This window comes from Bacillus sp. 3255, from assembly GCF_031456485.1.
GTDB lineage: Bacteria > Bacillota > Bacilli > Paenibacillales > NBRC-103111 > Paenibacillus_E.
Map to the genome: position 1 here is coordinate 157,965 of NZ_JAVDUS010000014.1, position 12,905 is coordinate 170,869.

General features: G+C 44.4%; 5 protein-coding genes and 1 pseudogene. All 6 read left to right on the top strand.

Annotation, left to right across the window (positions count from 1 at the left end):
• The first annotated feature begins 654 nt into the window (after nt 1–654).
• Nucleotides 655–6,069: a cohesin domain-containing protein gene (locus tag J2X61_RS21130; RefSeq protein ID WP_310190321.1), complete on the top strand. Its 5,415-nt coding sequence runs from the start codon at nt 655–657 to the stop codon at nt 6,067–6,069.
• Between the two features lie 261 nt (nt 6,070–6,330).
• On the top strand, nt 6,331–7,152 hold the full coding sequence (locus tag J2X61_RS21135) for an AraC family transcriptional regulator (protein ID WP_274465715.1): 822 nt from the start codon (nt 6,331–6,333) through the stop codon (nt 7,150–7,152).
• A 379-nt stretch (nt 7,153–7,531) separates the two neighbouring features.
• Nucleotides 7,532–8,386, top strand: coding sequence for an ABC transporter permease (locus tag J2X61_RS21140; RefSeq protein ID WP_396135479.1), 855 nt, complete (start codon nt 7,532–7,534; stop codon nt 8,384–8,386).
• A gap of 13 nt (nt 8,387–8,399) precedes the next feature.
• Nucleotides 8,400–9,272 (top strand): carbohydrate ABC transporter permease, encoded by an 873-nt coding sequence (locus tag J2X61_RS21145; protein ID WP_274465713.1) that lies wholly within the window; start codon nt 8,400–8,402, stop codon nt 9,270–9,272.
• Between the two features lie 69 nt (nt 9,273–9,341).
• On the top strand, nt 9,342–10,946 hold the full coding sequence (locus J2X61_RS21150; protein WP_274465712.1) for an extracellular solute-binding protein: 1,605 nt from the start codon (nt 9,342–9,344) through the stop codon (nt 10,944–10,946).
• Nucleotides 10,947–11,591: 645 nt separating this feature from the next.
• Nucleotides 11,592–12,869: pseudogene (locus tag J2X61_RS36585) on the top strand (carbohydrate-binding protein); the annotation flags it as partial.
• Nucleotides 12,870–12,905 lie beyond the last annotated feature (36 nt).

The window sequence follows — 12,905 nt, forward strand, 5'->3', positions numbered from 1 at the left end:
TTAACCTCCCTCAGAGAAAAAGAATTAACGGGGAACGTTAACACAGCAAACCACCCTCCTTTCGAGAAGGTGGTTTGTTTTATTCAAAAAGCAAAATCAAAGATTAACATAGCCATTATTTTAAACAAGGTGAGGATCAACAAGTACGACTTCAATGGCCTTGTTGTTTGTATTTGGGCTGTATAATTTAAAGTCACGACCCAGGTTGGGAAGAAATTACTATGCGAAAGACGTACGTTACTATCTCGTAAAAACAATAGAACTGCAAAAAAATTATTCTAATCTTTCGAAAATAGTACAAACGACAAATACTTTAACCATTTAGTTTGAGAAATTTCAAAGATAAAATGATAAAGTGAAGGAACATTTTATAGAGGAGATGAACGATGATCTACTTATAAATAAATGTGCTATCGATTGTAACCGCTATCAAATCTTACCTCGAGTATCAACGGTTGCCTCAAGATCCTACTTCAACTTCATAGCCAACTAAGTATGACAGGTGATCTCTGATTCATACTCCAAAGAATAAATAAACACATATGTTGTAAGCGTATCCAATCTTTGCGTTCTAGCTATGCCATTCAAATCATGTGGATTGAGAATGACTGCTTTAATTTCTCAATAAGAAGAAAGTTAAGGAGGAACACGTGTATGAGTAGTTTTATTTGGCGAAAGACACTTGCGGTTAAGTTGATGGGCGCATTGATGCTTTCAAGCATTGCCCCTGTGGCCTATTCCATCCAGGTTCAGGAAATTCAAGCAGCCGTGAATGCCGCTCCTGTAACAGCCAATTGGTACTCGACATATCAAACGATGGATGGTGTAGGCGCGGCCTATGCATACACGGATTCCATTCATATGCTGCAGCTTGCTGCTGCTGGGCATCAGGATACCGTAAGACATTTGCTAAATCTTACATTTAGCGAGAAAAATGGAACAGGACACGATATTGTACGTGTGATTATTGGGGATAACGGCGGCTTAACCGCCTCAGGCGCTACTGCAGCAAGTCCGGGCTTCAATCCTGTAACAGGGTTGCTGGCAGACACCTCGAAACCGGGCTTCGACGTTGAGGGGAATCCTATACCTATGAGAGGAACAGCTGGCCAGTACGGATACAAAATTGAAGCTGAGAACCGTTATGCCGACGGTAATACAGATAGTATTTGGCCTAACGAGCCGGAGCACGCCCCGGGTACGTTGGTGCCGGTTGAGGGCTTCGTATGGGATTATCCGTCCTGGAATCAGCCGATTGCAAATGACGATGGAGGACCCACCAACCTCCTGAGCGCTTCTGATCAAGAGCCTGTAGTTATGAAGAACGGTCCGCGTACCCGAAAAGAGCTGTTCGATTTCGATCAGGTATGGACAATGCGTCAGGCGATGCAGTATGGTGTCAAGCAGTTCTACGCTTGTACATGGACGGTTCCTTATTGGATGAGCAATTCTTCAACCAACTCTCCTAGCAAGATCGTCCGAGGCGACACGGCAACCATTGATGGCAAAGTCGTAAAGATTTACTACCAGGCCTATGCCGATTATCTAGTCAATTATATTCGAGGCATGTGGGAGCAGTGGGGAATTCCGATAACGCATATCAATCCCTTCAATGAAGTTGATCTTGCCGGCGGAACTGCTGACTATGTTCGGGAGCTGATAAACGGCTATATTGGACCTACTTTGAAAAAGTCCATGCAACCAGGCGGAGCCTTGTATGATATTAAGAATCCAGACGGTAAGATTATTGATTTTATACCTCAACTTGCTGCCGTCGATGGTACTAATCTTAGTGCGTCCTTAAGCAGAGGCGGTTTGGTCTTCCAAGATACAGATCCGGATAATGCCTTAGATAAAAATCCATACCTCGATGTGTTTACGACACATTTATATGGAACTGTAGGCATCGGTACGGATGAAACAAAGCTGTACCATACAGGTGACTTTTCCAAAAATCCTTTAGATTATACCAAGGATGGGTCCAAGTATCCCGAATACTTGAATAAATATAAGCTCTGGCAGGCAGAGTTTATGAATCAGGACACCGCGGACGGATCTGCAGGTGCGTATACGCAGCGGTACGGTAATCAGAACATTAATGATGCCGTGCGTTGGTCCAACCTGCTGACCAATATGTTCACTAGCAATCCAGGCTTTAACGGATTCGTTTGGTGGAGTATGTGGGATAGCAACGGTGCAGACGGCTCTGACTTGATACGTTTCGTAACAACGAACTCTCAGCAGGAGCCCGGAAGAATTAGCACGTTGACAGGCGAATACCGAGCATTCAAGCGTTTTTACGGTTATGGTCATTTTTCACGTTTTATGAATCCCGGCGATGTACGTTTCGATGTAACACGAACGCCCGCTGAAGATATTAATGTTGTCGGCTTCAAGAATCCGAACACGAATGATTTTGCACTCACGGTTTCTAACGCCAAAAATGATGACAGCGTTCAGCCCTTGGAGCTTACACTGAAGGACTTCCCGGCGGGTACGACGAGTGTAACCGTCTTCCGTACCTCAGGCAGTGAGAATCAAAAGAAGTTAGCCACGATTCCAGTGAGTAACGGCAAATTCGTTATCGACATCCCGTCGGCTAGTATCGTTACGATTGTACCGTCCCAAGGGACCTATGCCACGTACAACGGTCTTGATCGTGAGCGTGATATTTTCTCCTCGCTTGAGGCGGAGGGAAATGACAACGGCGTGAATGGAGACACTGCCGGAAACGCGGGACGTGATAATGAGGCCGTCACCTTGAGTGAGGAAAAATACCTTTCCTACAAAAACATGAACTTTGCGGATGGCTCCGCTAACGGCGGGGTGGTTCGTAGACACTTGTTATACCTTACAGCGCAAACCAAGTCGGCAAAAGGCGGCAAGCTTCAAGCCTACGTTCTGCCGGTTGGAACAGCTGTGAGCAGCACCGCCGATATTGTATCCAAAGGTACGCAGGTAGCTGAAATTCTCGTTCCTGCTAATGATAAATACGGCAAATATCAGGACATGGTTGATACAGGCGACCTTAGCGCGTATGGTCATAAGGATCTTTATATCGTATCTAACGGTACGGTCACCGTTGACCGCTTCTTATTCGGAGCTAATGACTCCGATTGGAGTGCCGCTGCAAATAACTCGACGGTGTCTATTCCAGGAAACATTTTACAAAATGGTGATTTTGATACTGCAACAGCCTCTAATACAAACAATTGGTCAGCAGGTCGTTATACGAAAGGGTCGTTTGAACAGACCGTTTCAGGGCCTGTGTTAACTGCGGATACCATCCAAAGCTACTCGGGTATATCCCGTTATCTCAAAAACAATTCCACATCAAAGGTTGCCGGCTCCGGGAAAGTTGTAAATCGTATTGACGCCCCGGATCAATACGACGGAATGTGGCAGGATGTCACGGGCAAGCTGACTAAGGGTGACAAATACAACTTCAAAGGTTACTTCCTCTCCATGAAGAGTCGTCCGGAGAGCTATGATATTGCCGCTGAAAATCCGGGGGATGTGGAAGCCGCATTGGTGTATTACGACAGCGCCGGGAAGCAACTGGGTATGACGCCTATTAATAACCGAGACATGCCTGAACCGTACTCAGCTCGTGAAGCCGGAGACGCTGCTTATTGGAGCAACGGTAAGTTTATCGGGCGCATTCTAGAGGGTGGACCGGTCGGTTTAAGCTCATTCCAGCCTGTTAATGTGAAAGTGGCTGATTGGCACGAAACACCGAACCAACCGTTTACTTATAACGAACCAGAGGGGACGGCCAAAGTGGTCCTGGCTGTGTACGCAAAGGATTCCAATATTCTCTATGCAGACCAGCTATCGCTTACACCCGAAGTAACGTCAAGCTATAGCCTTTTTATTAACGGAGTTCAGCCTTCGAATTTTGATGCAAATAAGTCGGATTATACGTACACGGTATCTGGAAATTCCATACCGGTTGTAACCGCTTCATCGAGTGATAAAAATGAAATCGTAAGTATCTCGCAAGCGGAAAGTGCTCAAGGAACGGCTGTTGTCCGGTTTATTAAAGGTCAAAATATTAAAACATATAAGATTGCTTTCAGTACAAATGATGTCATCAGCTTCGCGAACGGTCTTCCGACAGGGTGGCAGGTAGCTAATCCGGCGGATCCTCAAACTGCTATCACGTATGGTACGGCAGGAGAGGTAACGATTGCTACCACGAAAGCGGATGCCGATTATCCGAATAGTCGGAATGTGCTGCAATTCCCGGGCTCGGCGAGTGGCAACTGGACGCTCACAGCGAGACTTACCGTGAATAAAGCACTGAATGATTCCACTATAGATGAGCTTTCACAAGTAGGGCTTGGCATTAATCGCCCTTCAACAGGTGAGTTTTATAGAATCAATGCAAGAAAAGTCGCTCCTAATATTAAGGTGAATTACTCAGGTAAAACCGGTACCAGCACGTACTCGGGTAATACGAACCAAACGAACTTAACAGGTACTGTTTATGATCTTCGTATAGTGAAGGAAGGCAATATTGTACAGGGTTATTTCTCGACGAATGGCGGCTCAAGCTGGCTTGCTATGGGGAATACAACAACATTTACTCCAGCTTTTTTTGATGAAGCGAAATTGGAGTTATATGGGACTAACTTTAGTGCGACAACAGATTTGAACGTGAAATTTTCAAATGTCTCCTTGGTGAAAACTTTAGCGGAGGCCGGAGAGCTTGACCCCGATCAACAAGCTGTGGAGCAAGCAGCGGCATTGATTGGTACCCGGCTGGCTGTTCCGAATGCAACCGGTGATAATGAAGAAACACTGAAAGCAAAAGCACAAACGATACTCGATAACGACGCTAATCTGAGCGCCCTTGGAGTTACCTGCACAATTCTCTATGAGAATGGTCAATATACGTTGATTATTTCCAAAGGAGCTTCAAGCGTAAGTGTCAATTCGTTTGCTGTTGTAGGAGGCACAGAAGACACAACGCCACCTACATGGACCCAAGGAAGCGTACTTGAAGAAAGTAGTGTAACAAGCACGGGATTGACATTAAAGTGGCCCGCGGCTGAGGACGCTAATGGGGTAGCCGGCTACCGAATATTCAATGGTATCGATGAAACGCCTATTACTGTAGCTGGAAATGTATATAGTCACGCTATGACTGGATTAACGCCAAAAACGACCTATACATTCAAGGTTGAGGCAGGGGATCATGCCGGAAATTGGAGCACAAACGGACCTTCCAAATCAGTTACCACAGCTCCGTCAACCGCAGCTACGTCGACATTAACAGGCCCAGGAAGTGTTGCTCCAGGCCAATCCTTTCAAGTAAACTACGGTTTGGCCAATGTATCAACTGATCTATATGCTCAGGATATCACTGTAAACTTTAATGCCTCGCAGCTTGAACTGCAAAGTGTTCAATCCTTGAAGCCAGGTTTTGTTGTCATTGACAAGCACGAAGTAGCACCGGGCAAAGTGCGTATTCTAGCCTACTCTCAAGGTGAGGAGAACGCGGTAAGCGGAAGCGGCGATCTTCTTCAGTTACTGTTTAAGGCGCTTGCTTCGAGCGGCACTGCAACAAGTACCGTATCCTTGTCAGATGTGAAGGTTTCCGATGATAGCGGAACGGTCACTTCAGTGAGCAGTGGTTCTACGTATAGTGTCGTTATTAGCAGTGTAAACGAAGTTAATAAAACTGCATTGAATAATGCTATCCAATCGGCATCCGCAACTCTGAGTAATGCGATGGAGGGCACTCTATGGGGACAATATGCAGTCGGTTCTAAAGCTTCATTGCAAGCGGCTGTCAGCGATGCACAAGCGACGGCAGCGAATGCCTCAGCTACGCAAGAGCAGGTAGACCAAGCGGTATTGCAGCTAAACAGTGCGCTGCAAACCTTTCATAATTCTATTCAAACTCAAGCTACAATTGGTGATTTGGGCATTTTGGCTAAGTATTACAATAAAAAATCGGATTCATCTGACTGGAACCTTTATAAGCGTTACGATATAAATAATAGTGGTCAGATTGATATTGCCGATCTAGCGTACATCGCAAGACTTATCTTAAATAACTAAAGATAAGAAAAATAATGAATCAGCCCTCGGGTGCTCACTAGGAGCGCCTAAGGGCTGTTTTTTTTCGCCCGAGCATTCGTCGGAAAGAAGAATAGAAGCTAGTATAAATTCGCAAAGAGCATGTTCTTTACTTTTTGTAGTATGTTCTATACTTTATGAAGTAAACTTTCTTGAATCCAAAAAAATCCCATAATATAATTAAATTCTCTAGAGTAGGTATTGGATTAGCTGTATAATTTTATATTGGAAAGGATAATTTCTATGGAATATATCGAAATTAATCCTCAGATTGAATTATTCATCAATAGACACTCCACACCCACTTGGATTATTGAGGATGCCACAACTGATTTTATCGACTTAACCTATATTTTCAAGGGAAGAGCTTACTACTCCATTAATGGCACCGTGCATGAAGTTAATCAAGGTGATCTCATATGTATTCCTAAAGGCAGCCGTCGAAGTGCCACCACTGACCCCACGAATTTGATGACCAGTTATGCTCTAAACATTCATCTCTATGATCTGAAAGGCAAAGACGTTCAATTGCCGTTTCCTTTAATTTCGCATATCGGTGAGCCAGAGGAACTGCTTTCCTTATACAATGAATTGACATTTGAATGGTTAAAGAAAAATAAAGGGCATGAAATGAAAGCGCGTGCATTGCTTCTCCTAATTCTCCATTATTATTTCAAGTCTCTTTATTATAAAGGTAACAATGTGAATATAGACAAACGGATTCAGAAGGCCATTAGATATATATTTAGCAACTTGCAGAATCAAATTGAGGTTGAAGAGCTAGCAGCTATTACCGGTTTAACCACTGCATATTTTGGAACGCTATTTAAGAAATACATGGGGGTATCCGTTAAAGAATATATCAACAGAATGAAAATTAACAATGCTGAGAATATTCTTCTAAGCGGTGAATTTACCGTTCAGGAGGCTGCTTATAAATGCGGTTTTGAAGACATTTATTATTTCAGCAAGCTATTTAAAAAAATAAAAGGTTTTCCCCCCTCTAGAATACTAATAGAAAATAGCAGATCTGAGCGGCAGGAATTTGAAGTCGTAAACAAGTAGAAAAAAAGGCTTATCGCAGATAGTAGGCCTGAAATGACAAGAACCTCGGACTTCTCTGAGGTTCTTTTTCATGCTGTTGAGATCCGTCCGCTTAAATTAAAATGTTATCCATAATTAATACAAAAGGTAAAAAGTTTGTCCATGGATATTGAAAGCGCTTAAAATTACAATTCAAATATAAAAAACTCTTCGGGAGCCTAGGATTCGTTTGATCTGAGGCATCTGATGCAAGCAGCAATAGTTAAAAAACACAAAGAGGTGAGTACACCAAATGGAGAGGAACGATGTAATGAAAACAGAAACCAGCACTACTACCTCCATTCTTGCTGTCAAAGGAGGTGGCATCGCCTACTTGAAAAGACAATGGCCACTTTACGCAATGATGGTCGTACCCATGGCATTTTTCATCATTTTTAGGTATATCCCGATGGCCGGCGTGGCCGTTGCTTTCAAAGAGTACAACATTTTTAAAGGGGTTTGGGCCAGTCCATGGGTAGGGTTCGCAGTCTTTAAGGAAATCTTCGCCATGCCCGAATTTTATAAGGCACTTCGCAACACTTTGATGTTGAACGTGCTCGGATTGCTGACCTTTCCGGTTCCCATTCTATTAGCACTTCTTCTGAATGAACTTCGGGTGCAATGGTATAAGAAGCTTAGCCAGACATTGATGTATTTGCCCCATTTCATTTCGTGGGTCATCGTAGGGGGGATGGCTATCGAGCTGCTCTCAACCAATAATGGTTCAATTAATCATATGCTGATGGCGATCGGCACTTCCCCCATTCCATTCTTGGAAAAACCGGCATTATGGATTGCAACTTATGTTGGAACAGGGGTCTGGCGCAATGCCGGATGGGGAACGATTCTGTATTTGGCAGCACTTACGGGAATAAATAAGGAGTTGTATGAAGCGGCAGAAGTGGATGGTGCAGCCCGGATGCGCAAGATTTGGCATATTACTTTACCAGGCATTAAGCCGACCATCGTCGTCCTGTTCATTCTTCAGATCGGGAATATGGCCAATATCAGCTTCGAGCAGCCCTATGTTCTGAAGAACTCCTATGTGATGGATTACGCTCAGGTAATTAGCACTTATGTATATTCTGTAGGAATTCAGTCGGCAAGATTCGCACTTGCAACTGCTGTCGGTTTGTTCCAATCCGTAGTGGGATTAATACTTCTTCTGTCGGCAGAGTTCCTTTCGAGAAAAATCAATAATCAGGGTATTTTTTAATGGGGGTACATGTATGATTCAGAATCCGGCTGAGAAAATAGGCAATACAGTTATTATCCTTCTGCTGGGCATCTTCTGTTTGTTTTGCGTGGTGCCCATGATCCATATTTTCTCGTTATCGCTCAGTGGTAACCGGGCAATCATGTCCGGCGAAGTGACTTTATGGCCGATAGACTTAAACTTCGAACCCTATAAGAACGTATTTGGTGACCTGAGCATGATTCGCTCGCTGTTGTTTACCATCTGGCTTGTTGTCGGTTACACAATGGTTAGCTTGATCGCCACGATCCTGGCTGCGTATCCGCTAAGCCGGCGCAATTTTAAGGGGAAGAACATGCTGTTCGCTCTGATCATCATCACCATGTTCTTTAATCCGGGGATTATTCCAAACTACTTGTTGATTAAAGAGCTTCATATGTTGAATAGCGTATGGTCGCTGGTATTGCCGCTGCTCATCAACGCCTTCCTGTTGATTATCCTGAAAACATCGTTCACGCAGCTACCCGGTGAACTGGAAGACTCGGCTTGGATGGACGGATGCGGTCATTTCCGTTACTTAATGCGAATCGTGCTGCCGCTGTCATTACCGATTTTGGCGACATTGGCTCTGTATTCCGCGGTCGATCGATGGAACATGTTTCAGGATGCGCTGTTCTATATTAACGATTCACGGCTATACCCGATTCAACAGAAGCTTTATGAGATCGTAATCAACAGTCAGGTGAACGACGCTACTGCCCAGGAAGGCTTTGGGGGCTCTGCTCCGGTGCCGGAGAGCTTGCAGGCGGCAAGCATCATGTTCGCAACTGTCCCAATTCTACTCGTATACCCTTGGCTCCAACGTTATTTTATCTCTGGCATGCTCGTAGGTGCAGTTAAAGGCTGATAGCTGTCTTCAACCGCTTTAAACGGTTGAATTCACTATATATTCAATAGATTAAAGGGAGGATTAACCATGCGAGTAAAATTACGCAAAACGATTAACGTGGCTATGGCCGTTGTAGCGACGACTGCTATTGCGCTTGCAGGCTGCAGCAGCTCACAAAACAGCCCAAGTCACTCAGCCGCGCCGGGAAGTTCGGCAGGTGCGAGCGAGACCCCGAAGGGTCCGCCGATCACTTTAACGGTTGAGCTGTTTGATCGAAGTAATGCGCCGGCAGGCGCTCCGCCAATCACAGACAATTTCATGACACAGTACGTTCAGAAAAACTTCGGAGATCCGAATAATATCACAGTTAAGTTTGTCACGATCCCTCGCTCCGAGGAAGTCAAGAAGTTGAATGTATTGATGGCGTCCGGAACTGCGCCAGATCTCGTCTTTACGTATGACAAACCTACTGTTCAAAGTTACGTGCAAAGCGGCGGAATTGCGGATCTTGGGCCGGCGATTGAGAAATACGGACCTCAGTTGAAGAAAGTACTTGCTCCAACACTGAAGGACGGCGTTTTTAACGGTAAGCAATATACCATTCCAGCGCTACGGGTCATCCAATCGCAAACGACAAGTATCATCCGTAAAGATTGGTTGGATAAATTGAACCTGCCTTTGCCGACGACGACGGATGAATGGTATCAAACATTGAAAGCGTTCAAGGAGAAGGATCCGGGCAATACTGGCGGTAAAGTCATTCCTTTTACGTTGATCGATATGTTCCATATCAAGCCGTTAACCAATTCCTTCTGGGATTGGAGTAAGATCACTGAAGAAGATCTGTTTGCTGATCCGGACGGTTGGACGCTGCCTGGCAACAAGGAAGCATTCAAATTCTTAAATAAACTATACAATGAAGGCCTGCTTGATAAAGACTTCCCGCTAGCGGCAGACTTCAGTCAGACCTTCAACAAACAAGTCGTCAACGGTCTTGCAGGGTCTGCCACACCGAATACAAACGATCCAATTTACAGCGGCTACTATGCAAACCTTAAGAAAAACAATCCTGAAGCTGTTCTTGCAACGATCGATCCGTTCAAAGCAGCGAATGGCAAGTATCCTAAACCGATGTATTCCCCAAGCGGTATTTATCTGATGGTTCCAGCAGCGAGTAAAAACGTCGATTCGGTTATCAAATATTTGAATTGGATGGCGGAACCGAAGAATCTTATCGCCCTGCAGTTTGGTCAAGAAGGCGTTTCTTATAGAATAGGTGACGACGGCATTCCATTTGCCTTGACAACGCCTGAAGCCAATCAGATTCTCTTTAATAATCAAGATTACGCCATGATTATGAATGGTAAATACGTGAGCACGGAAGCACCAGAAAAGAACATGGCAGCCAATGCAACGGATCCGCAATTTAAAGACTTCACGATAGACAGTATTAAGTCTGGTGCGCGAGACGGCTATACAGGCCCGCGCGTGGACATTCCCATTCAAGCGGAAATCAAGTATTCACAGATTCTGAACGACAAGATCAAGCAGATGCTGGCAAAGATTATTACGGCCAAGTCTACCGAAGTCGACAGTGTCTATGACCAGCAGCTGAAGGAATGGAAAGATGCGGGAGGCGAAGCTGTTATGAAAGAAAGAAGACAGGCGTATCAACAAACCTACAAAAAATAACTCTTTTTTAGCCTAACGTACTCGGTTCTCACTCATTGGGGGAACCGAGTTTTTTATTTCTATTGGATAAAAGATGAAAGGCAAAATATTTAAAGTTTTTTAAAAAAATATTCCATGTAACTCCTATCTATATTTGATTAAAATTTTTATTAAGAGCTGTTTCACATGAACGTATGAAGGAAGAAAGGATGTGATGATAAACGTTATTGGCAAGCAGTAGCCTATTAACTACTCAAGGAGATGAAAACAATGAACTTACGTTTGAGAAAGTCATTTAGCATACTCTTGGCATGTGTAACTGCTATGCCGCTGTTTTTCGTGCCTGCGCCGGCTGAGGTATCAGCCGCTTCGGCAGCTAACGATGTAATTGTTAACTTATCGGCAGAAAAGCAAGTGATTCGCGGATTCGGGGGGATAAACCACCCGGCATGGATCGGGGATTTGACACCTGCTCAGAGAGAAACTGCTTTTGGTAACGGAGATAATCAGTTGGGTTTTTCTGTTTTAAGGATTTTTATAGATCCCAATAAGAACAACTGGTATAAAGAACTTGAAACAGCTAAAAAGGCGATTGAACGAGGAGCAATAGTGTTTGCATCGCCTTGGAATCCTCCGAGTGAAATGCTTGAGACATTCACCCTTGGCATGAGTTCAGGCAACGGCACCACATATGAAGCGGAGACGGGAACAACATTGACCAATTCCGTTGTGGAAATGAGCAATTCAGGGTATAGCGGTACCGGCTATGTTAATTTTCAAGCAGCGTCTGATGCGGCTATTCAGTGGGGGAGTATCGGCATTGGCAGTACGGGTACGAAAAACGTAAGGATTCGGTATGCTTTACAGGAAGGAACAAGCAATCTAGATATTTATGTGAATGGGACGAAAATGCTCACCGATGTAGCCTTTGCAGCAACCGGAAGCCTGTCAACCTGGGGCGAAAAATCCGTTCAGGTTCCTATGATTAGCGGGAACAATACGATAAAACTGGTAACTACCGGGACAGACGGACCGAATATAGATCATATCAACCTATCGGCATATGTTGAGGATCCATCAGCTAAACGCCTTAAACATGATATGTACGACGAATATGCGCAGTATCTGAATGAGTTCGATACTTATATGAAGAGCAATGGCGTGGAATTGTATGCGATCTCTGTTCAAAATGAACCTGATTATGCCCACGATTGGACGTGGTGGAGCCCTGAAGAAATGCTTCGTTTTATGAAAGAAAATGCGGGTACGATTCATAACAGGGTTATCGCACCGGAGTCATTTTCTTACGTAAAACAAATGTCAGACCCTATCTTGAACGATCCGGAAGCACTAGCGAATTTGGATATTCTAGGCGCTCACACGTATGGCACGAATTATAAGGATTTCCCTTACCCGCTTTTTGAACAGAAAGGAACAGGCAAAGAACTCTGGATGACGGAAGTGTACTATCCAAATAGTGAGAATAACTCAGCGGATCGTTGGCCCGAGGCATTAGGTGTTGCAGAGCATATGTATAATGCCATGGTAGAAGGGAATTTCCAAACCTACGTATGGTGGTATATCCGCAGACAATACGGTCCCATGAAAGAGGACGGAACGATAAGTAAGCGCGGATACATGATGGCGCATTACTCCAAATTTATTCGCCCAGGCTACGTTAGGGTTGAGGCTACCAAGAATCCCGATCCGCAGATTTTTACATCTGCCTATAAAGGTAACAATAAAGCGGTTATTGTAGCAGTAAATAAAGGAAATACAGCCGTGAGTCAAAAATTTGTTTTGCAGAATGAGACCGCAACGAACGTAGCTTCGTGGTTAACGGACAGCACAAGGAATCTTACTGCCGGAGCTCCTATTCAAGTAACGAACGGTTCCTTTACGGCCGAACTGCCTGCCCAAAGTGTTACGACTTTTGTTGCTGATATCCATACGGGCAATCTAGTACCGACTGCTGCACTT